Origin of the sequence: Streptomyces sp. NPDC088194, assembly GCF_040702025.1 — a bacterium.
Lineage (GTDB): Bacteria > Actinomycetota > Actinomycetes > Streptomycetales > Streptomycetaceae > Actinacidiphila.
In genome coordinates this window covers 149,292-169,006 of the sequence record NZ_JBFBIV010000007.1, presented here as the reverse complement: position 1 = coordinate 169,006, position 19,715 = coordinate 149,292, and the positions used below count along the sequence as shown (strand labels likewise).

The following is a 19,715-nucleotide window of genomic DNA, read 5'->3' as shown; positions in this document are numbered from 1 at the left end:
CCGATCCCAAGCCCTACATCTGGACCAAGACCGCAGAGGACATCCTCGAACGCCTCGCCGGATATCTGAAGCGAATTCCCGACTCAGAACACTAGCCGGTGGGGATGAACAGGTCGGGGCTGGATCTGCTCGGCGGACTCGCCGCCCGCGCGGCGCCGCAGCACGGTGTGCAGCGTGTTGTCGGTGATGACCGGCGGCCGGCCGCCGTGCTTGCCCTTGCGGGCCGCGGTGTCGAGCCCCTCCAGGGTGGACTCCCGGATGTTCTCCCGCTCTGTCTCTGCCATCGCGGCGAAGAACGCGAACAGCAGCTTCCCGGGCCCGGTGGGGTTGGTAGATGCCGGGTAGGGGCCCGGCGAGCATCTCCAGCACCAGGCCGTGCGCGGTGAGATGGTCGGCCAGCGTGGTGAGTTCGGCCGCATCGCGCCCGAGCCGCTTCATCTCGTACACCGTGAAGACGACCCGACAGCGAAGGCGGAAGTCCCCGATCGCGCGGATCGGGGACTTCACCGAAGGCCGCCGGAGGGAACCTGTTGCGGCCCCGGGGTGCCGGTGCCGTTTACGCGGCGGAGGTGAGTTCGGCGCGGCCGAACAACAGCGCGTGGCCGGTGGGGAGCTGGTGGAGGATGCGGGTGATGAGGTCAGGGCCGGCGTGGGCGGTGACGGCCGCGAGGACGGAGCCGGTGTCCCAGCGGGTGGCGGCCAGGGATGCGCCGGAGCGGGCGGCGATGTCCTTGACGAAGGCCCAGCCGGTCAGCGGCTGGGTGTCGGGGACCTGTGCGGTCAGGACACGTGCGGCTTCCAGGGGCAGGCAGGCGGCAAGGTCGACGCGTTCGTCGCCGGTCAGTTGGCGCCCGAGCCCGGCGAGAACCAGGCGGACGGCTTCCTCGGCTCTCTTGCGGGTGGGGTAGGCGCCTTCGTAGCGGACCTTCTCCAGCATCTGCTCATACGCCGTCGAGTACAGCTGCTGGTGCTCAGCCGGTACGCGCACGTCGGTGATCACTGCGGTGTGTGCCTTTCGTGGAGCGGTGCAGGTGTGGGGCACCGAGGGAGGGGTCAGGTGGGCTGGGGACGGCCGAAGAGGAGGTCGTAGCCGGCGGGGAGCTGGAGCAGGATCTGCCCCAGCAGGTCCTCGCCGGCCGTGTCGGCGACCGTGGACAGCACGGCGCTGACATCCCAGGTCGCGGTCTGCTCGGTGGCGCCCTCGATCCAGGCCGCGGTCGCCCGCACGAACCGCTCCGGGGGGAGCGGTTCGGCGCTCTGCAGGGGGTTGAGCAGAATCAGGGCGAATTCCTCCGGGAGACGTGCCGCGAGCTGGGCGCGAACCTCGCCGACCAGATGCGCGCCGAGCAGGGCGAGCACCACACGGGCCGCGCGCTCGGCTTCCTCCGCAGTGCCGTATTCGCCGCGTTCCTTCACATCGTCGAGGAATGCTTCGTGTCGCAGAGTCATCTCGGCCGTCACCCCTTCTTGTCCTTCGGACTGCGCACGGGGTGCGGAGGGCGGGTGAGGGGAAGATCGGATGCCCGTCCTCCGCACCTGTCCGGTGTCAGCCGGAGATCTCCTTGTGGCCGGATGATCCGACGCCGATGGAGATCTTGCGGGGCTTGGCGCGCTCCGCGATCGGGATGAGCAGGGTCAGCACGCCCGCGTCGTAGTCGGCCTTGATGTGCTCCGTGTCGAGGGTGTCGGCGAGCACGACCTGGCGGGAGAACACGCCCAGCGGCCGCTCGGACAGCTCCATCTGCACGTCGTCGCCCTTCGCCACCGGCCTGCGCTCGGCCTTGACGGTGAGCATGTTCCGCTCGACGTCGATGTCGATCGCGTCCGCGCTCACGCCGGGCAGGTCGAAGGCCACCACGAACTCGTCGCCCTCGCGGTAGGCGTCCATCGGCATCGCCGACGGCTTCGACCAGGTACCCGGCCCCATCAGCTGCTGAGCGATCCGGTCCATCTCACGGAAGGGGTCAGTGCGCATCAACATCGTGAAACACCTCCAGCGGGTTCGGGCAGTTGCTGCCAATGCGCTGCACTGACACTGTTGTAGCATGTCATCCAATGGATGACAAACATGAAGTCGTCCATTGGATGACAAGGAGGAGGAGGTGTCGTGACCACAGCCGACCAGCCGTCCACGCCCAGCACCGGCGCCCACCGCCCGGCGACATTCCTCGCCGCCGCGGCCGCCCTGAAAGCCATAGAAGACGCCCTGCACACCGCCCGGGACGAGGCTCCCGACACCACCGGCTCTCCCGTTCCCGGACCGGAGGCGGCCCTGGCCTCCCTGATGCTGCTCCGGCAGGTCCGCGAGCAGCTCGCCGGATGGGAGACCGGGCTGATCGAAACGGCCCGCGACGCGGGCGCCAGCTGGGCCGACCTCGCCCAACCCCTGGGCGTAGCCAGCCGCCAGGCCGCCGAACGCCGCTACCTGCGCGGCCGCCCCGGACCCGTCGGCACCACCGGCGAACAACGCGTCCAGGCCACCCGCGAACGCCGCGCCGCCGACCGCACCGTCGCCGCCTGGGCCCGCCACAACGTGGCCGACCTGCGCCGCCTCGCCGGCCAGATCACCGCCCTCACCGACCTTCCGCCCGCCGCCCGCCGCCCGCTCGGCGCGCTTCACGCCGCCCTCGCCCACGACGACCCCGCCGACCTCATCGCTCCCCTTGCCGCCACCCGCCCGTACCTGGCCGCCGCCCACCCCGACCTCACTGCCCGGCTCGACACCCTCACACCCCCCTGACCCCACCCCACGCACCGCGACAGCAGCCCGGTCACGTCCGCCCCTGGGAAGACGAGGAGAGACCTGAAGACCGACGCGGCCGGCCTGCGGGCCAACCTGCGTGGTCAGCCCCTCCCGGCCCGACACCTCACCAACGATTCCGCCGCCCCACGGCGAGGCCGGGGGATGGGTCCTCAGACTCCTGAACCGGCCGCGCTCACCGCGGGACTGTCAAACGTTCGGTGTAACTCCCGATCATGGAAGATGCATCGATGAACAGCGACAACGTGACCGAGGGCAAGTCTGATGAGCCGTCTGAGGCGGTGCCGTCGAAGCTTGTGGACGACCGGCTGATTGACGAGTTGGTGGGCCGGGCTCAGGCCGAGGGCTTGCAGCTGACCGGTGAGGGCGGGCTGCTCCAGCTGCTGACCAAGCGGCTGCTGGAGTCCGCTCTCGAGGGCGAGATCACTGACCACCTCGGCTATGACAAACATGATCCCGCCGGGAAGAACGGCGGGAACTCACGCAACGGCACCCGGGCCAAGACCGTGCTCACCGATGTCGGCCCGGTGGAGATAACCGTGCCTCGCGACCGCGAAGGCTCCTTCGAGCCGAAGATCGTCAAGAAGCGGCAGAAGCGCCTGACCGGCGTGGACGAGATGGTCATCTCCCTGTCTGCGAAGGGCCTGGCCACCGGCGAGGTCCAGGCTCACCTCGCCGAGGTCTACGGCGCCGACGTGTCCCGCCAGACCATCTCCACGATCACCGACAAGGTCCTCGAGGGCATGGCCGAATGGCAGAACCGGCCCCTGGACGCCGTCTACCCGGTGGTCTTCATCGACGCCATCCACGTGAAGATCCGCGACGGCGCGGTCGCCAACCGGCCCATCTACGTGGCCTTGGCGGTCACGACCGAGGGCCGGCGCGACATCCTCGGGCTGTGGGCCGGCGACGGCGGCGAGGGCGCCAAGCACTGGATGCACATCCTCACCGAGATCAAGAACCGCGGCGTGAACGACGTCCTCATGCTGGTCTGCGACGGACTCAGGGGCCTGCCCGACGCGGTCGAGGCCGTCTGGCCGAAGACGATCGTCCAGACCTGCGTGGTGCACCTGCTGCGGAACTCCTTCCGCTATGCCGCCCGCCAGGACTGGGACAAGATCGCGAAGGTGCTCAAGCCCGTCTACACCGCTGCGACCGAGGAGGCCGCACTCGAGCGGTTCGCCGAGTTCGCCGGGGCATGGGGCCGGAAGTATCCGGCGATCGTGAAGCTGTGGGAGAACGCCTGGGTGGGGGTACCCCCGGACGGAGTCTGGGGGAGAGTTCACCCCGTTCCTGCGGTTCGACACCGAGATCCGCCGCATCGTCTGCACGACGAACGCGATCGAGTCGGTGAACGCGCGGATCCGTCGGGCGGTCAAGGCCCGCGGACACTTCCCCAACGAGCAGGCCGCCCTGAAGTGCGTCTACATGGCGGTCATGTCCCTCGACCCCACGGGCAATGGACAGGCCCGCTGGACCATGCGCTGGAAAACAGCGCTGAACGCGTTCGACATCACCTTCGACGGCCGCCTGTCAGCCGCCCACCAGTAACCTCAACAACCCTAGTTACACCACTCGTTTGACAGTCCCGGATCGGATCGATCCGAACAACGCTCCAGCGAGACTCCGTCGGCTCTCGTACTCATGGGAAGTCGTCTATACGATCCGACCAGCGGAAGGTTCTTGCAGCCCGGCCCGGTGATTGACGGTTCGCCGAATCATTACGGATACCCTGTGGACTCGCTGGCCGCGTACGATCTGGACGGCCACAGCTGGCTCAGCAAGCTCCGAAAAGCATGGAAGATTGCGAAGTGCGCGGCTGCGATCGTCCAGGTGGTTGCATCCCTCTGGCTTCCAGCATCCAAGCTTCTGCGCATCAGACGTGAAATTCGTGAACTCGGAGGCTTCAAAGATGCGGCGCGCTTGGTCGTTGGCGCGACCAACAGAAGCGAGAAACTCACGCGCTAGCTAAGATGGGACTCACGCTGTCACTCAGTGTGTCGGGCGTTGACCAGATTCTTGGCAACTGCAAGTAGTCCCTGAGCGGGTGGGTGGGGCGATAAGCTCGCCCCATCCACCCGTCCATCCACCATGAAAAGGGGAAATATATGGCCAAAACTAAGCCCGGATTCGTTGTCATCGACAACCTCGCCATGGCGCTCGCGGCGATAGAGCGACTCGCCGCTATGGCGGACGGAGCCGACCTTCCCGGCCTGCAGAAGGCATGCCGCAAGATTTCCGAAATGGTGGCTGCGTCTCCCGATCCGCGAGTCCAATGGGCATTGGAGACTCTAAAAGAAGAAAAAGTCAACGCTCAATCGGACAAGATTGCTGCTGTCCGAGCGCTACGGTCGCGTGCTTCTGGACTGGGAGTCCTGGAAGCTGGAATCATAGTCAACAAGGTAGTCGAATCGTATGCAGTGGGCGATAATTCAGAGATGTGATCTGCCCTGGTTCGATGCGTAGAACGATTCTACTTTCCCTGGGGGTCGAGAGCCCTGAGCGGGCGAGGCGCCGGGCGCTCTACGCTGGTCGAGGTCATATTCGCGTGTGGCGGCTTGGAATGATTATCCGGCTCATGTCGCGGAAATTCCCAGCGATTCGAACCGGATCGGCTCCCGGGTGCCGCTTTTCCGCCGGCCCGGGGGACCCGCCAGAACATGCTCTTCGAGCCGGTTCGGGACTGTAAGACGTTTGGCAGACCCGCTCGAAGTTGGGAGGTCCGCCGTCGGGTCCTGTGGACCAAGGCGGCAAACACGGTCCGGAACTCAGGGCACCGAGTATGATCTCCATTGATTTTCCCTCCGTGAGTTCAGCGGGATGAGCGCCTTGGCATCCATGAACTCACGGACCTTTGTCTCCATTGCCGCGAGTTCGTAGCGCGCAAGCACGTCCCGCTGACCTACGTCCAGCTCGGACGGGGTTCACTCGGCTTGATGAAGATTCTGGTGTTTCGTCGGGATTCTCGAAGCCGTGGCGGTATCCCTGACGCATGCGCCAGTTGTGTGAACCGAGCGGCCGATGACGCTGGTGTGGTCCGCAATCTGTCGTCTGCGCGGGCGTTGCGGACGGCGGAGGAGGTCGAGGACTTCGAGCAGGAGATCGTCGACCAGTACGCCTTGTCGATGGCTGCTGCCGGGCTGACGGACGGGCACATCGGGAACGCCCGTACCTCGGTCGTGGAGTTTCTGCGGTCGTTTCCGGGCCCGTTGTGGACGGCGTCGTGTGATGATGCGGACCGGTTCCTGGCCGAACTGCGCCGCTTGGGCCGGTCTACCAGGACCCGTGCGGGCAAGGCCGGCATGGTGGCTCAGTTCTACGACTTCGTGATCAGCCGCTATCAGGGCGACGTCCATGCGCTGGTCGGCTGTGTCGTCGACCAGCCGATCGACGAGTACAACCGGCCGTCGGGGACGGCGCCTGGAGATGTGCGGGTGCCCCCGTCCGACGCGGAGGTGGGCCGGCTCTTCGACCAGTGGCGCGGGACGATCCCCGGGGCGCGCAAGTACCTGCCTGCAGCGCGGAACTACTTCGCCGCATCGTTGTGGCGTCGGCTGGGCCTGCGGATCAACGAGACGGGCATGCTTGATATTCGCGACTGGCGGCCTGACCTGGGCACGTTCGGGAAACTGCACGTCCGCCACGGCAAGGGCAGCAGGGGACGCGGGGCGAAACCGCGACTGGTGCCGGCGATCAACGGCGCCGACCGGCTGATCGACTGGTGGCTCGCCGAGGTCCGTCACCAGTTCGAACCTGACTGGGCTGACCCGGATGCTCCGATGCTGCCCAGCGAGCGGCACGTCTGGTGATGAACCGCTGCGGCCGGGTCGGTGACGATTCCCTGCGGCAGGCCCTGAAAGACCAGGCCGGCCTTTGGTTGCCGGCCTGGTCGGGGCGGCTGACTCCGCACGTGCTGCGGCACTACTGCGCCTCCTCGCTGTACGGCGACGGGATGGACCTCAAGGCCCTGCAGGAACTGCTCGGGCACGAGTGGCTGTCGACCACGACCCGCTACATCCACGTCCGCAGCGACCACGTCGAACGGGCCTGGACCCAGGCCAACCAGCGCCTTACCTCGCGCTTCGGACTGGAGGGATGACCCGGTGCGCTGGAACCTGCGCATGACGGCCGCCGAGCACGGCATCTGGAAGTCCACCGAGATGCGCCGCCAACTCGCGGCCGCGGGACTGGAGATCAGCGCCGGGAAGATGTCGGCACTGTGGACCGGCACCCCGACCACGATCCGCCTGGACGACCTGGACGTGATCTGCGCGGTCCTCGATTGCGATCCCACCGCGCTGCTGATCCGCGAACCCGACAAGGTCGAGGCCCGCAGGCCCACCGTGCAACAGGCCGCCTCCGCCACGTCCGACGCGGCGGTGATCGTCACGCCCCGGTTCGGACAACACCGATCGGAGCCACCGCTGTGACCAGCCCACCTCCCAAGTGCCTGCGCTGCCAGATCAACCGCATCGCCTGGAGCAAGCCGCGCGTGGAGGTCTGCTACCAGTGCCTGCCCGGCGGCCCATTCACGCCGCCGCCGTGCGCGGGCTGCGGCTCCACCGACGACTACTTCAGCCAGGGCCTGTGCTCCTCCTGCCACCCGGGCGGACCGACCCATCCGGGGTCCTGCCGCGGATGCCTTGCCTGGGGCGTTCAACGCTCCAACAGCTGGAACTGCTGGAGCTGCCGCTGGTGGGCACAGCACTATCCGGCCGCCGCATGCATGGTCTGCGGCCAGACAACGCCGATCGGCGAGGGCGGCGCCTGCCGTCTGTGCAGTGTGGAAGGCCGCCGGCTCAAAGAGCTCGGTCGGGCCGTCGACTACGCCGCGGTCAGCCGGAGTGGCCAACAGCTCTACCTGGCCAACCTGCACCACGCCTACGCGCCGCGGCGCCAACGTGACGCCCTCAAAGGAACTCCGGTGCCCGCCCAGCACGACCCACAACCCGGCCGAGGAGGGGAGTTCACTCTGGCGCGTCACCGGCAGCTGCTCCTGTTCCGCATGCCGCCCCACCAGGGCGCGCTCAAACGCCGTATCGCCGTCCCCGACACCGAGATGCTGGTCTACTGCGACGGCATCCTCCGCGAGCACGCCGCCCGGCACGGCTGGAGCAAGAAGGTCACCAACGAGGTCAAACGCTCGCTGAAACTCCTCCAGGCCCTCCAGGACACCCCCGGCGCCAAGATCCACGCCAGCGACGTCCTCGAACTGCCTCGGATCGGCGGGACCGCCCTGTCGACCCTGGAGATCCTCGCCGCGGCCGATCTCCTCATCGACGACCGCACGCTGGCCGTACGCCACTACTTCACCAAGCACACCGTCGAACTCCCGCAGCCCATGACCGACCAGCTGCAGGTATGGCTCGACATCATGATTGAGGGAAGCCGGCAGGTACCTCGCCGGCGCCCCCGGCACCCGCAGACCGCACACCTGCACATCCTGGGAATGGCCCCCATCCTGCGCAGCTGGGCCGAAGCCGGCCACCATTCCCTTGCCGAGATCAGCCGAGAACAACTCACCGACTCGCTGCCCGCGCGAGGCGCCCATCGCCACTTCGCCGAGCACGGCTTCCGGTCCCTGTTCTCCCTCCTCAAATCCCGGAAGCTCATCTTCACCAACCCCACCCGGGGCATGCCCATCACCCCGGTCAACGCCACCATCCCCGTCCCCCTGGACACCGAAGCGATCCGCAAAGCCCTCAACTCGCCCGACCCGGCAATCGCGCTCGCCGTCGCCCTCGTCGGCTTCCACGCACTGACCAGCCCACAACTCGCAGCCATGCAGCACACCGACATCCACGACGGCCGCCTCACCTTGGCCGAGCGGACCATCCCCCTGGGCGGCCCCGTCCGAACCCGGCTGACCGCCTACCTCGACCACCGGCAGCGCACGTGGCCCACCACCGGCAACACCCACCTGTTCATCAATCGCAAGACCGCGCCGCGCACCACCCCGGTCAGCCGGAACTTCCCCTGGTCCGCAGCCGACCTCAAACCCCAAGCCCTGCGGGAGGACCGAATCCTTCAGGAAATCCACGCCACCGGCGGAGACGTACGCCGCATCTGCGACCTGTTCGGCCTGTCCCTCGACGCCGCACTGTGCTACGCCAACACCCTTGAACACCCAGACCTGACCGCTCCACGCGGGAAGCTGAACGCCGAAAAAGGTGGAGACAAGCACGCGGTTGAAACGTAGGGTGCGGGCGTGGATCCAGCTGATTTTTACACCGGCATAGTCGCCGAGATATACGGGCCACTGAAGGCGGTCACCCAAGACCCGGAACCCTACGCGGCCTTTGTGCAAGAGGCCGGTTCTCCAGCCCTGGAACTCGGGTGCGGGGACGGCGATCCGCTGCTCGACCTGCGTCGGCGCGGCTTGGACGTCGAGGGCGTCGACTCCTCGGCGGACATGCTGGACCGGTGCCTGCAACGGGCACGGCAGCAAGGCGTCGACGTCGTCGTCCATCATCAGCGTATGGAGACGCTCGATCTGGCACGCCGCTATAGTGCGATCTTCCTTGCCGGGCCGACTTTCAACCTCCTTCCCGACGACTCCACCGCGCTGGCAGCCCTCCGCGGCGTCCGCGATCACTTTGGGGAGGGAGGCACCGCCCTGGTTCCTCTGTTCGTCCCCTCTCCTACACCTGCTGAACAGATCGGTCGAGTGCGCACCGCTACGACAGACGACGGCGCCGAGTTGCGTGTGTCGGTAGTGTCCGAGGAACGGAGCGACGCCGCGCGGACGCAGACGACGTTGTTGCGGTACGAGCGGCTCCGTGACGGTGAGAGCACTGTCGCCGACCGCCCCTGGGTGATCCACTGGTACACCCGCGCCGGGTTCGAGAGCCTCGCCGCGAGGGCTGGCCTGAGCGTGGTCTCCGTCCAGAACACGCCAGGCTCCGCCCTTCAGCACTTCCGGCTGCAGAACACTGGTTGAGTCGAAACGACGACTTACGCACCCAAGTAGGTTCGTCACAGGGCTTTCCCCCGTGAGTTCATCGGGATCAGCACGTCGGTATTCGTGAACTCACGGACCTTTCAGCGCATCCGGGCGTCGGTGTCGAACAGCGCCCGTTCGGCCGGGTGGAGCAGGTGCTGCGTGATAAAGCTGCGGCCTGCGACTTTCCATAGGCCCCGGCCCTTGGTGAGGGCGGAGACGGCCTGGGTTTCGACGCCGGTCAGCCCGAGCAGGGAGGCTGCGGCGGCGAGCTGGTCGGGTTCCTGGCGGTAGATGATGCGTGTGGAGCAGTCGGCGAGCAGCCCCTCGGCGAGCACCCGGCCGCGCGAGCCGGCATCACCCGCGGAGAGCAAGTCGGACAGCCGGTGGATGACCATGAGGTTGGCGATGCCGAGCCCCCGGGAGAGTTTCCACTGGGACTGCATCCGCTCCAGCAGGCCGACGTGCCGCATCACGCGCCATGCCTCGTCGTAGATCACCCAGCGCCTGCCGCCGTCCGGATCTGCCAACGCGGCCTCCATCCACGCCGAGGCGCAGGTCATGGCGAGGACGAGGGCGGTGTCGTCGCCGGAGCCGCCGAGGCGCGACAGGTCGATCGACAGCATCGGTGTGGCTGGGTCGAAGGCCACCGTTGAGGGCGCGTCGAACATGCCGCTGAGGTCGCCGTGGACGAGTCGGCGCAGGGCGTGGGCGAGGTCCTGGGCTGCGGTGCCCATGTGTCCGGCTTGGTCGCCGAGCGCGTGGTTGAGGCGGTCCGGGGAGCCGAGGGCGTGGGCGATTTCGCCGAGCAGCGGCACTGTGCCGGTCGCCTCGGCCTGGGCGACGACCAGGTCGAGGGCGAGGTCGAGGGCGGTGTGCTCCATCGGCTGCAGATCGCGGGCCAGGCCCGCCAGCAGGAGCAGACGGCGTTTGCGGGTCTCGGTGGCCCAGTCCGCCTCGCTCACCGCAGTAGGCCGGGCCGGGGCGTCCAGCGGGTTCAACCGGCCGGGCAGACCGGGTCCGAGGGCGATGGTGTAGCCGCCCAATGCCTCGGCGACGGGGCTCCATTCGCCCTTGGGGTCGCAGGGGACGTAGACCTTGTATCCGTGGGCGACGGCCCGGGTGGCGATGGACTTGGCCAGCGCACTCTTGCCCATGCCGATGATCCCGGCGAGCACCGCGTTGGGGTTGGTGAAGCCCTCGATTCGGCCGCTGGAGTACAGCGAGAACGGGTCGTAGCAGAACGCGGCCTCGGCGTGGACGTCCCGGCCGATGAAGATCCCTTCCGCCCCGAGTCCGCCCTCGGCGAGGAAGGGGTAGGCGCCGGAGACGGTGGCGGTGGTCATGCGGTGGGCGGGCAGGCGGAGTTTCCCGCCGCGGGCGGATGCCGGACCGGGGCGCCCCGAGGGCGGGTAGGTCGGCCGCAGCTCCGGATCGAGGCCGTCCTCGCCCTGTTGCCGGGGCGGGGTTTGGGCGCGGCGGGCTTGGCGACGGGCTTCGGCGTATCCGGCGCGGGCGGCGCGCTGCTGGGCGCGGGAGGCTTTGCGGGGGACGAACAGGTGGGAGGCGCTGGCGCGGGTGCGGGGCATGAACGGTTCTCCAGACAGACGGCGGAATCAGTGGCGGACGAGGCCGGTGAACGGCGCGTGCAGGTCGGCCGGGGTGCTGCGGCGCCGGACCTGCCGGGCGGCGAGCTGGTGCCGGTGGCAGACGGTCAGCTCGGGGGCGCCTTCGGGCAGCCCGGCCCTGCACGCCTCGCGGTCGGGAACCTCCCCGGTGCCTGGCCGGGGAGCTGCGTGGTAGGCGGCGTGCACGTGGTCGGCGGCCTGCCAGATCCGGGTGCGCGCGGCGCTCAGGAAGTCGCCTTCGACGGGGACGAGCGTTCCGGTGCGCAGGGCGTGCGCGTCGAGCAGTTCGTAGAGGGCGACCAGGTGCTCGTGCAGCGCGTCGAGTTCCACCCGGGAGGCGGCGAGCGGGGCGGCGGGGAGGTTGAGGGCGCGGTGGAAGTCGAGGGCGGCGGTGGCGAAGGGCACGAAGTCCTGCGCGGTCGGCGTGCTGGCGGTGCGGGACATGGGGGTGCTCTTTCGACGGGAAGGGGCGGGGCCGGCATCAGGAAGCGAGGGCGAGAGGCAGGGCCGCGGCGGTGAACGCCTCGGCCTGCTGCCAACTCAGGGCCCGCAGGTCGAGCTGAGCGCCGACGGCCGCGGTCTCCACGACCGCGCACGCGGAGCGCAGCTCGTCCTCGGTGTCCGCGCTGACGGTCAGCAGGCCGGTCAGGGCGACATCGGCGTGTCCGGCGATGAGCTGGCGCTCGCGGGCCTTGATGTCCTGGTACTCGATCGAGTCGGCTTCGGACGTTCCCCGGCGAGAACCGCGACCAGCGCAGCTACCGCTCCTGGCTGACCGAACTGCTCACCGAGGCGTACCGGGCCGCGGTCGAGCACGCGGTGGCCGTGGTGTTCTCCGACTGGCGGCAGGAACCGACCACCAGTGACGCGTTGCAGATAGCGGGCTGGACCTGGTCGGGCACGATCCCGTGGATCAAGCCCGCCAGCCGGCCGAGGAAGGGCGGCTTCAAACAGGCGTCGGAGTTCATCACCTGGGGTGTGAAGGGCAGCCTCGACCGCAGCCGGGACCTGTACCTTCCCGGCTACTTCATCGCCTCCCAGCCCCGCAAGGACCGGGTCCACATCACCCAGAAGCCGGTCGAGGTCATGCGGCAGCTCGTGCGCATCTGCCCCGCCGGCGGCACCGTCCTCGACCCGTTCACCGGCAGCGGCTCCACCGGAGTCGCCGCCCTGCGCGAAGGCCGCCACTTCATCGGCGTCGAACTGTCCGACCACTACGCCGTTGTCGCTGAGCGCAGGCTCCAGGCCGAGCTGACGCAGGACGACTTCGTCCTGGCCGGACCCGAGGAGTGACCGAAGCGAGAACGCCGCTGAGACCGACGAAGCACTTCAGCCTCCCAATGGCGGCCGGGGCCCCGCACTTCCCGCGCGCCGGCCGCCCGTCGGATTGGCTGATGCGTAGCGCCCTTCATCGGAGCGATGCGGACCCTGTGGGGTCCTGGACCAAGCCCCGATCGAGGCGTTGATCCCCCGTAGGGGCGATGAGGACGCCGGTTTTCTGTCGGCCTGCCACCGACCAACATCAAGTTGTCACCCATCGGAGGGCCGGTAAGGACCGCCGGCGTCCTTGTGCTGGACGAAGCGGCGATGGTGTTGTTACTCCTCGCACGAGCGACAAGGACCCGGTATCAAGCCCGCCGCCGGCGGCCTGCCCGGCCTGTTGCTACCCCTCGCAGGGGCGATGAGGCCCCTGTGGACGGTCACGTAATTCCCCATGGGCCGTGGTCACGTAATTCCCCAGGTCCTCGGACCTTGCGTCCGTATCCTGTGATTCCGATGCCGCCCTTCGGCCGGCACTCGGGTTCGTCGGCGCCGAGGAGGGATGAGACTGCTGTGACCGGTCTGGAGGCCACTCGTGCCGCGTTGCGCGAGCTGGAGGGACGGCCGTTTACGGCCATCGGCCGGGCCGCGACGCTTGTGTGGCTCACGTTCGGTGACGACGTGCCATGGGTGGACCACCGTGGCGAGCACACAGTCCACCCGGAGATGTCACTGCACTTGCAGTGCCGCTGGCGGCTGCTCAACGGCGTCTCCACGATGGTCCAGGAGGGCGATCTCTATGTTCCGGGCGCGCGGGCCGGAGCTGGGTTCGAGGCTGGGGGCGAGATCGGGACGAGCCGGTTCGACGACCGCGTCGAAACCGTCACGCAGCTCGTCGCAGCAGATGCTCCCGTCGTCGACCATGTGTGCGTCGGCGACGAGTTCGACCTTCAGCTGATGCTCTCGTCCGGCATGTCCTTGGAGGTGTTCCCGGCAGGGCGCCCGGAGTGGGAAGACTGGCGGTTCCTCAGCTCGGGCGAAGGGCGTCCGCACTATGTGGTGGAGAGCGGTTCGGTGTTCAAGGCGTGAGCTCGGCGCGTGCGGGCCCCGTCGCCGGGACCCGCGATGGCCAACGGGAACTACTTGGTCAGGACGTTCTCATCCTTCGTGGCAGATCCCTTCGGGCGCTTGTTGGGTCGGTAGCTGGGTCCGTTCATGATGACCTGGTGGCTGGTGTTGATCAGTCGGTTCAGGAGCGACTCGGCGACGACGGGGTTGGGGAAGAGCGGATACCAGTCGCTGGGAGCCCGGTTGCTGGTGATGATCAGCGAGCGTCCCTGCCTCTCGGAGACCAGTTCGTAGAGGTCGTCGGCCTGGGCCGCGCTGAGCTGCCGCATGGCGAAGTCGTCCATGATGAGGACGTCGGGTCGGATCAGCTCGCGGATGCGCTTGTCCCAGGTGCGGTCCGCGTGGCCGCCGGCGAGTTCGGCCAGGACCCGGCTGGTTTTCGTGAAGCGGACGTTCGTGCCCTGGCGGACGGCGAGTGTCGGCGTACTCCTGTGAGTGCTCCACAAAGTACGCAGATCTGTGCACCAGTCTTGGGAGTTGAGGCGGGTGGTTGGTGGTGTGGGGATGGGGCCGGGCTGACAGGCTGCACTCGTGGCCCTCAACATGCCTGGACGCCGGTTGGGCCGAAACCACCCCCGCGCAGACCAGGGAGGCTGCCGTTCTCCGGTGCTGGCGGCCTCGGAACCGGCCCCATCCAGTTCGACCCTATGCGCCGGGTCTGACAGCGTGGCGGAACACTCAGGCCACGTCGGTGTCCCTCTCGATGGCTTGAAGGCGGTTCTTGAGTCGGTAGCTGTTGCCGTTGATCGAGACGACCTCGCAGTGGTGTAGGAGGCGGTCGAGGATCGCCGTGGCCAGGACCTCGTCGCCGAAGACCTGGCCCCATTCATCTGGGGCTGGTACTTGTTCCCTCGCGGGAGTTGCCGCTGCCACCTGGCCGTTTCCTCCTCCTGCGGTCCTCGTTGGATCTCGTGGTGGTGCTCAGGTTTTCCAGGTGCTGCCTTGAGAGTTCAGGCGCGAGGAAGGTGTGCCGGTGGCCGAGGCGAGGTTGCAGGTCATCGCGGGCGGTGGTGTTCCGAAGGGGCCGCTGGTCACGGACCCTTGGCTCTTCCAGGCGGCGTGCGTGGACGCGTTCGTCGCCTCCTGGCGGGCCCGCGGGTTCAGCCCGGTGACCGTCGAGAACGACATCGGCCTGCTGGAGCGGACGCTCGCCGCGCTGGGGCGGCCGGCGTGGGATGTGAGGCCCGAGGACGTCGACCGGGTGGTCGGCGACCTCGCGGTGAAGGGCAGGGCGAGGTCGACGCGCCGCGAGTATGTGCAGATCTTCAAGGGGTTCCACCGGTTCCTGCAGGCCCGCAAGGCCGCTGAGATCGAGGCCGCGTTCGGCGTCCGGTTGGTCTGCTCGGTCGATGAGTTCAACGCCTCCCGGCATGTCGGTGACGACTCCCCGGCCTTGGTGCCGCCGCCGACCCCGGAGCGGGTGGCGGAGTTCTTCGACTTCATGAAGCAGCGGATCGCGACCGCGAGGAAGTACGGCCCGGCCGCCCGGGACTATGCGATGTTCCGGACCCTGTATCACGCCGGCCTCCGCTCGGAGGAGGCATCGCTGTTGGAGAAGCCGGATGTGCACTTCAGCCGCGGCCCGTTCGGCAAGCCCCACGTCCGCTTCGGCAAAGGTGCTCACACCTCCGGGCCCCGGCCCCGCTGGGTACCCATGCTCGACGGCCTGGACCTGGTGCTGCGATGGTTCCTGAACGACGTGCGCCCCACCAGCAGATGCTCGGTCACTGGACGGTCAGCTCGACCATGCGTTATGTCCGGCCCTCCGCGACGTTCATCGAGGACGCCTATCAGCGGGCGGTCGCTGGCACTCTGGCCGAGCTGACCGGGAAGGACACCACGGCATGAAGATCCGATGGCGGCTGCGGATGGCCGCCGCCCAGCGCGAGGTGTGGACCGGGACCGAACTGCGGCGGCTGCTGGCCGAGAAGGCCGGCCTGGAGCTTTCCTCGGCGTCGGTGTCCGCGCTGTTCACCAAGGAACCCTCGCAGGTGAAGATGGCCACCCTGGCCGCGTTGTGCACCGCGCTGGAGTGCACCCCCAACGACCTGATCGAGATCGACACCACCCCCGTCGAGCGGCCTGTGGCTTCGCTCCGGCCCGTCGCCGACGTCCCGAAGGTCGCCGGCTCCGCCCGGGGCCGGTCGATGCCGCCTCTGTGACCTGCGGACCTCTCCATGAGCAAGAAACAGCGGGACTGCGTCACCTGCGGCGGGCCGGTCGGCTATCGCGACCGCCAACACTGCTGCCGGTGCTGGAGCCGGATGAAAGAACACGCAGCGAAGGCGGTATGTCCGTCCTGCGGCAAGGACCGTGCCCTCCAGGAGGACACCGGCCGGTGCATCACCTGCTCGCGCGTCTGCGACCAGTGCGGCCAACCCGTCCGCGCGGCCCATAACCGGCTCTGCGGAGCCTGCCGGCGAAGGGCCGACCGGCTCGCGGGCCAGCAGCCCTGCCCACGCTGCGGCAAGCACGGATATTTCCGCGAGGAGACCGGCTGGTGCGGACATTGCTCCCGGCCCCGACAGGACAAGCAGCCCCCGCGGACCTGCCGCGAGTGCGGGCAACTGCGACGGCATGCCGGCCTTGGCCTGTGTTCAGCCTGCTGGCAGAAACATCCGGGCCGGCCCTTCATCCGCGGCGAACACCTCCGCGACCAACTCGTTAACCCGCCGGCGTGGCTGGACGACTTCGTCGGGCATGTCGCGTCCCGTTTCTGCGTCTCCCGGGCCTGCGGTCTGATCACCGGCCTCGGCCGCCTCCTGCAGGACGAGCACCCCAACTCGCCTCAGGCACTTCTGGAACGGTCCCGACGACCTGGACGATCGATGGGCACCTTCGCCCGCGTGCTTGAGGACATCTTCACCCATCGCGGCATGGCCCTGCCCACCGATCAGGCCGAACGGCTCGCCGCCGGGCGGCGCAAGCGCCGCATCGATGCAGTCCCCGGGCCCCTCACGCCAGCCGTTGTCGCCTTCGACGCCTCCCGCATGTGGGCCCAGGACCGGGCCCGCCGGGCTGGCACTCGCCCCCGCAGCAACCACACCCTGGAAACCGCCCTGTCCATCCTGCGGGACCTGGCCGGCTTCCTCACCGAGCACTGTGGCAAGGACGACTGGGCCCTGGTCGACGTGCACGACATCGAAGCCTTCCTGGCCACCTCACCCAAGGCCCGCAAGCGCCGACTGGTGGTGCTGCGGCAGTTCTTCCGCTTCGCTCGCTCCCAGCACATCGTGCTGATCGACCCGACCCGCACTCTGATCGTGAAGGAACGCAGCAGCTTCCGCGGCCACGCCCTCACCCTCGACCAGCAGCGCGAGCTCTTCCGTCGATGGACGACCGACGACCAGGTTCACCGGCATGAGGCCCTGCTCGGCATCCTCGCTCTGCTGCACGGAGCCTCCAGCGCAGAGGTCCGGACATTGAAGATCACCGGCATCGACGCTGCGGCCCAGACTGTCCGGCTCGGCAAGCGACCTCATCCCGTCCCGCTGGATCCCGCCTCCTGGACCGTGCTGGAACGCTGCCTGGACCACCGCGCAAAGTGGCCGACGGCCAACCCGCATGTGATGGTCACCAAAGGAACCAAGGCCGGGCGGAGCCCGGCCTCAACTGCCTACGTTTCCCATGTACTTGACGACTGCGGATACCCACCCCGGATGATCCGCAGCACCCGCCTCATCGACCTGGTGAACACCATGGACCCCAAGCTCGTCGCCGCCGCCTTCGGCATGGACCCACAGGCCACCCTCATCTACCTTGCTGATCACATCGACTCAGGACGCCTGTCCGACCAGCACCAGTAGAGGAACTTGCATGCGGCACCTCATTCCCTCTTTCGCTCTCGCCGCCCTCCAGCGCGGACGGCAGATCGAGCAGTTCCTCGGCAGAGTCGAACACGACGGTTACCAAGGGCTTCGCTGGATCGCCCTCAGCCCCGGCCCTTCCGGCGTGACGATCTATGTGAGTGACGTCGAAGACGTCGGCACTGACAACTTCTTCGATATCACCGAGTTCCCGCCCCTGGACCCCGAGGAGGAGACGTGGGGACGGGAGATCGCGGTCCTGCCCACCCCCGAGGAAGCCTTGCACCTTGCCGAGCGTGGCTTCGCCGCAGACCCCGAACGCTGGGTCAACCAGGGCATCGTCTGTGACGAGTACCAGGACTTCCGCAAGATGAACCGGTGATGTTTCGGCACCGACTGGCACGTGTTCGCCGGAACATGTGCGCTTTGCTGAAGGTCTTGTTGGAGGTCAGGATGATGGAGCCCTTCTCGTAGCGCTTGGAGATGACCTGGAAGACCAGGTTGGCTTCCGCGCGTTCGAGGGGCTGGTAGCCGACCTCATCGACGACCAGGACGCTGGGCCGCAGGTAGGTGCCGAGCTTGCTGATCAGCCGGCCTTGCTCCTCGGCGGCTTTGAGGTGGCGGACCATGTCGTCGAGGCTCGTGGAGTAGATCGAGTGGCCGGCCCGGCAGGCGGCGGCCGCGAGGGCGACCGCGATGTGGGTCTTGCCGACTTCGGGCGGCCCGAGCAGGGCGACGTTGGCCTTGTCCTCAAGGAAGGACAAGGTGGCCAGGTCCTTGATCTTGCGCGGGTCGAGGTCGGGTTGGAAGGAGAAGTCGTAGTCGTCCAGCGTCTTGTATTGCCGGGCTGCCGTCAGTACGCGTAGTACCCCGTGCCCGTCTTCCGGCCGAGGCGGCCGGCGTCGACCATGCGCTGGAGGTTCGGAGGGGCCGCGTGCAGAGGCTCCTTGTGCTGCGCGTACATGACGGCTGGCTCCTTGACGCGGTGAGGTGTTGTGGCAGGGGTGGTGGGGTGGAGAGCCGGCTGCCGGAAGGGGCGAGCGGATTGTTATCACCGATGTGCGGATGCTCCAAGCAGGGGAGCGGGGTGATCGTGGTGGGTCGCTGTCCGTGAGCTGATGGGCGAGGTGATTCGCGGTGCGTAGGTGTCAAAGGGATGAAAGCGTCGGGGCCGTGGACGGGTCCGGGGCCAACCCGGAGGCGGGGGAGGCCCTGGATGCAGGTGAGCAGGAGTGGGTGCAGGAGTTCTTGCGGGAAGCTCCGGTGGTGGGGGAGTCCGAGGTGGTGTGGTTGTGCAAGGTGCTGTTCCGGTTGACGGCGTGAGGTTGATGCGTGTGGGCTCCCGGGAGGGCTCGGGAGCTCACCCGTTCACGTTCAGGTGGTGAGTTTCTCGGCGGTCCGCCAGTGGGGTTGGAGGCGTTCGCGGACGAGGTGGGTGCGGTTGAAGACGTGGGCTTTACCGGCTGGTTGGACGGTGATGCCGTGGAGGTGGCGGCGGATGAGGGTCCGGCGCTGGTTGATCGTTCCGTGCAGCCAGGTGGCTGCGTCGGGGACGGGGGCTGTTGTGTGGGTGGCTGCTTCTGCTGCGGCGAGGGTGTCCTGGAGCGTGGAGATCTTCGTGTTGATGGCGTGGACGAGGGTGAAGAAGTCGTCCTCGGTAAGAGCGGTTTGGGCGAGAGCGTCGTCGGCCCACCGTCGCATCAGGTCGTTCTTGCGGGCTTGCTCGGTGGCGAGGGCGTTGCGCGTGTCCATGAGGCGCGCGTCGTCGTGAGCACCGTTTCCGTGCTGGCGTATGGCCGCGACAAGCCGTTCGAAGTACGTGGTGAGGGCTTGCTCGACGGCCCTCTCGGCGGTGTCGGCGGCGATGTGGATGCCGCCGCAGCCGCCGTGGGCGGAGGGAGGGCAGCGGTAGGTGCGGTAGTTCTTCCTGCGCTCCTGGTTGCCGACGAGCCCGCGGCCGCACTTGCCGCAGCGCAGGATGCCGGACAGCAGGTACTTGGGGGTGACGGGTGGGCGGCTGGTGCGGGTGGGGATGCCGGAGGCTTGGCGGCGGAGTTGGAGTTCGAATTGGACGCGGGACCAGTCCTTGGGGTCGATGATCGGGTCCCAGGTGCCGAGCAGGGGGTGGCCGTCGTCGTCGAAGAGGACGTGTGACCAGCCGTCCCAGTCGAGGCGGGTTCGATGCGGTGTTT

At 68.0% G+C, this 19,715-nt stretch carries 21 protein-coding genes and 7 pseudogenes; 15 read left to right on the top strand and 13 right to left on the bottom strand.

What is annotated here, in order from left to right; all coding sequences use genetic code 11:
* Window positions 1–83: 83 nt before the first annotated feature.
* The 4 genes from AB0399_RS05980 to AB0399_RS05965 all read right to left on the bottom strand — a co-directional run bounded on the left by AB0399_RS05980 (window position 84) and on the right by AB0399_RS05965 (window position 1,981).
* A complete protein-coding gene (locus AB0399_RS05980; RefSeq protein WP_366410373.1) occupies window positions 84–284 on the bottom strand; it encodes a hypothetical protein in 201 nt (66 codons plus the stop codon).
* A 272-nt stretch (window positions 285–556) separates the two neighbouring features.
* Window positions 557–1,000, bottom strand: a complete 444-nt coding sequence (locus tag AB0399_RS05975) for a DUF2267 domain-containing protein (protein WP_366410372.1) — start codon at window positions 998–1,000, stop codon at window positions 557–559.
* A 53-nt stretch (window positions 1,001–1,053) separates the two neighbouring features.
* Complete coding sequence (locus AB0399_RS05970; RefSeq protein ID WP_366410371.1) at window positions 1,054–1,449, bottom strand: DUF2267 domain-containing protein; 396 nt, start codon at window positions 1,447–1,449, stop codon at window positions 1,054–1,056.
* 97 nt (window positions 1,450–1,546) lie between these two features.
* Window positions 1,547–1,981 carry an Hsp20/alpha crystallin family protein gene (locus tag AB0399_RS05965; protein WP_366410370.1) on the bottom strand — a complete coding sequence of 145 codons (435 nt, stop codon included), beginning with the start codon at window positions 1,979–1,981 and terminating at the stop codon, window positions 1,547–1,549.
* Window positions 1,982–2,107: 126 nt separating this feature from the next.
* On the opposite strand from AB0399_RS05965, the gene AB0399_RS05960 reads away from it, so the two are divergent.
* From AB0399_RS05960 to AB0399_RS05920, 9 genes and pseudogenes are all read left to right on the top strand, one after another.
* Window positions 2,108–2,740, top strand: coding sequence for a type III effector protein (locus AB0399_RS05960; protein ID WP_329361731.1), 633 nt, complete (start codon window positions 2,108–2,110; stop codon window positions 2,738–2,740).
* A gap of 251 nt (window positions 2,741–2,991) precedes the next feature.
* Window positions 2,992–4,312, top strand: a pseudogene (locus tag AB0399_RS05955) (IS256 family transposase).
* Between the two features lie 183 nt (window positions 4,313–4,495).
* On the top strand, window positions 4,496–4,729 hold the full coding sequence (locus AB0399_RS05950; RefSeq protein ID WP_366410369.1) for a hypothetical protein: 234 nt from the start codon (window positions 4,496–4,498) through the stop codon (window positions 4,727–4,729).
* A 140-nt stretch (window positions 4,730–4,869) separates the two neighbouring features.
* Window positions 4,870–5,205 carry a hypothetical protein gene (locus AB0399_RS05945; protein ID WP_366410368.1) on the top strand — a complete coding sequence of 112 codons (336 nt, stop codon included), beginning with the start codon at window positions 4,870–4,872 and terminating at the stop codon, window positions 5,203–5,205.
* Window positions 5,206–5,697: 492 nt separating this feature from the next.
* Window positions 5,698–6,570: a site-specific integrase gene (locus AB0399_RS05940; RefSeq protein ID WP_366410367.1), complete on the top strand. Its 873-nt coding sequence runs from the start codon at window positions 5,698–5,700 to the stop codon at window positions 6,568–6,570.
* Entirely contained in the window at window positions 6,570–6,860 is a 291-nt protein-coding gene (locus tag AB0399_RS05935) for a tyrosine-type recombinase/integrase (RefSeq protein WP_366410366.1), read from the top strand. The genes AB0399_RS05940 and AB0399_RS05935 overlap by 1 nt, the downstream gene beginning before the upstream one ends.
* A 4-nt stretch (window positions 6,861–6,864) precedes the next feature.
* On the top strand, window positions 6,865–7,191 hold the full coding sequence (locus tag AB0399_RS05930; protein ID WP_366410365.1) for a helix-turn-helix transcriptional regulator: 327 nt from the start codon (window positions 6,865–6,867) through the stop codon (window positions 7,189–7,191).
* Complete coding sequence (locus AB0399_RS05925; protein ID WP_366410364.1) at window positions 7,188–8,960, top strand: hypothetical protein; 1,773 nt, start codon at window positions 7,188–7,190, stop codon at window positions 8,958–8,960. The genes AB0399_RS05930 and AB0399_RS05925 overlap by 4 nt, the downstream gene beginning before the upstream one ends.
* Before the next feature lie 9 nt (window positions 8,961–8,969).
* A complete protein-coding gene (locus AB0399_RS05920; protein WP_366410363.1) occupies window positions 8,970–9,701 on the top strand; it encodes a class I SAM-dependent methyltransferase in 732 nt (243 codons plus the stop codon).
* A 101-nt stretch (window positions 9,702–9,802) separates the two neighbouring features.
* Here AB0399_RS05920 and AB0399_RS05915 read toward each other — a convergent pair whose 3' ends face one another.
* The 3 genes and pseudogenes from AB0399_RS05915 to AB0399_RS05905 all read right to left on the bottom strand — a co-directional run.
* A complete protein-coding gene (locus tag AB0399_RS05915) occupies window positions 9,803–11,290 on the bottom strand; it encodes an ATP-binding protein (protein WP_366410362.1) in 1,488 nt (495 codons plus the stop codon).
* A 27-nt stretch (window positions 11,291–11,317) separates the two neighbouring features.
* The gene (locus tag AB0399_RS05910; RefSeq protein ID WP_366410361.1) at window positions 11,318–11,773 is read right to left on the bottom strand and encodes a DUF6238 family protein; all 456 of its coding nucleotides are present in this window, start codon (window positions 11,771–11,773) and stop codon (window positions 11,318–11,320) included.
* 37 nt (window positions 11,774–11,810) lie between these two features.
* Window positions 11,811–12,071, bottom strand: a pseudogene (locus AB0399_RS05905) (SCO6880 family protein); the annotation flags it as partial.
* Between AB0399_RS05905 and AB0399_RS05900 the strand changes: the two are divergent.
* Both AB0399_RS05900 and AB0399_RS05895 read left to right on the top strand, forming a co-directional pair.
* Window positions 12,059–12,622 (top strand): annotated as a pseudogene (locus AB0399_RS05900) (site-specific DNA-methyltransferase); the annotation flags it as partial. The pseudogenes AB0399_RS05905 and AB0399_RS05900 sit on opposite strands and share 13 nt — an antisense overlap.
* Before the next feature lie 540 nt (window positions 12,623–13,162).
* On the top strand, window positions 13,163–13,678 hold the full coding sequence (locus AB0399_RS05895; RefSeq protein ID WP_366410360.1) for a hypothetical protein: 516 nt from the start codon (window positions 13,163–13,165) through the stop codon (window positions 13,676–13,678).
* Between the two features lie 50 nt (window positions 13,679–13,728).
* Here the strand turns inward: AB0399_RS05895 and AB0399_RS05890 are convergent, their stop codons facing one another.
* Window positions 13,729–14,163, bottom strand: coding sequence for an ATP-binding protein (locus AB0399_RS05890; protein WP_366410359.1), 435 nt, complete (start codon window positions 14,161–14,163; stop codon window positions 13,729–13,731).
* A 232-nt stretch (window positions 14,164–14,395) separates the two neighbouring features.
* Window positions 14,396–14,545 (bottom strand): annotated as a pseudogene (locus AB0399_RS05885) (ATP-binding protein); the annotation flags it as partial.
* A gap of 280 nt (window positions 14,546–14,825) precedes the next feature.
* Here AB0399_RS05885 and AB0399_RS05880 point away from each other — a divergent pair.
* Genes AB0399_RS05880 through AB0399_RS05865 form a run of 4 tightly spaced genes read left to right on the top strand, consistent with a single transcriptional unit; the run spans window position 14,826 to window position 17,905 of the window.
* A complete protein-coding gene (locus AB0399_RS05880; protein WP_366410358.1) occupies window positions 14,826–15,542 on the top strand; it encodes a hypothetical protein in 717 nt (238 codons plus the stop codon).
* Between the two features lie 19 nt (window positions 15,543–15,561).
* Window positions 15,562–15,879 (top strand): helix-turn-helix transcriptional regulator, encoded by a 318-nt coding sequence (locus AB0399_RS05875; RefSeq protein WP_366410357.1) that lies wholly within the window; start codon window positions 15,562–15,564, stop codon window positions 15,877–15,879.
* 15 nt (window positions 15,880–15,894) lie between these two features.
* On the top strand, window positions 15,895–17,523 hold the full coding sequence (locus AB0399_RS05870; RefSeq protein ID WP_366410356.1) for a site-specific integrase: 1,629 nt from the start codon (window positions 15,895–15,897) through the stop codon (window positions 17,521–17,523).
* 10 nt (window positions 17,524–17,533) lie between these two features.
* A complete protein-coding gene (locus tag AB0399_RS05865) occupies window positions 17,534–17,905 on the top strand; it encodes a hypothetical protein (protein WP_366410355.1) in 372 nt (123 codons plus the stop codon).
* A gap of 46 nt (window positions 17,906–17,951) precedes the next feature.
* On the opposite strand, the pseudogene AB0399_RS05860 reads toward AB0399_RS05865, so the two are convergent.
* The 4 genes and pseudogenes from AB0399_RS05860 to AB0399_RS05845 all read right to left on the bottom strand — a co-directional run.
* Window positions 17,952–18,362 (bottom strand): annotated as a pseudogene (locus AB0399_RS05860) (ATP-binding protein); the annotation flags it as partial.
* Window positions 18,363–18,376: 14 nt separating this feature from the next.
* A pseudogene (locus tag AB0399_RS05855) lies at window positions 18,377–18,499 on the bottom strand (3-hydroxyacyl-CoA dehydrogenase family protein); the annotation flags it as partial.
* Between the two features lie 398 nt (window positions 18,500–18,897).
* A complete protein-coding gene (locus tag AB0399_RS05850; protein ID WP_366410381.1) occupies window positions 18,898–19,275 on the bottom strand; it encodes a hypothetical protein in 378 nt (125 codons plus the stop codon).
* Between the two features lie 132 nt (window positions 19,276–19,407).
* Window positions 19,408–19,500, bottom strand: a pseudogene (locus AB0399_RS05845) (hypothetical protein); the annotation flags it as partial.
* Window positions 19,501–19,715: the final 215 nt, after the last annotated feature.

Bases quoted from the DNA above. Each gene is read 5' to 3' on its own strand.
- AB0399_RS05980 (WP_366410373.1), bottom strand. From the start codon at position 284: ATGGCAGAGACAGAGCGGGAGAACATCCGGGAGTCCACCCTGGAGGGG.
- AB0399_RS05970 (WP_366410371.1), bottom strand. From the start codon at position 1,449: ATGACTCTGCGACACGAAGCATTCCTCGACGATGTGAAGGAACGCGGC.
- AB0399_RS05965 (WP_366410370.1), bottom strand. From the start codon at position 1,981: ATGTTGATGCGCACTGACCCCTTCCGTGAGATGGACCGGATCGCTCAG.
- AB0399_RS05945 (WP_366410368.1), top strand. From the start codon at position 4,870: ATGGCCAAAACTAAGCCCGGATTCGTTGTCATCGACAACCTCGCCATG.
- AB0399_RS05940 (WP_366410367.1), top strand. From the start codon at position 5,698: ATGAAGATTCTGGTGTTTCGTCGGGATTCTCGAAGCCGTGGCGGTATC.
- AB0399_RS05935 (WP_366410366.1), top strand. From the start codon at position 6,570: ATGAACCGCTGCGGCCGGGTCGGTGACGATTCCCTGCGGCAGGCCCTG.
- AB0399_RS05915 (WP_366410362.1), bottom strand. From the start codon at position 11,290: ATGCCCCGCACCCGCGCCAGCGCCTCCCACCTGTTCGTCCCCCGCAAA.
- AB0399_RS05910 (WP_366410361.1), bottom strand. From the start codon at position 11,773: ATGTCCCGCACCGCCAGCACGCCGACCGCGCAGGACTTCGTGCCCTTC.
- AB0399_RS05875 (WP_366410357.1), top strand. From the start codon at position 15,562: ATGAAGATCCGATGGCGGCTGCGGATGGCCGCCGCCCAGCGCGAGGTG.
- AB0399_RS05870 (WP_366410356.1), top strand. From the start codon at position 15,895: ATGAGCAAGAAACAGCGGGACTGCGTCACCTGCGGCGGGCCGGTCGGC.
- AB0399_RS05865 (WP_366410355.1), top strand. From the start codon at position 17,534: ATGCGGCACCTCATTCCCTCTTTCGCTCTCGCCGCCCTCCAGCGCGGA.
- AB0399_RS05850 (WP_366410381.1), bottom strand. From the start codon at position 19,275: ATGGACACGCGCAACGCCCTCGCCACCGAGCAAGCCCGCAAGAACGAC.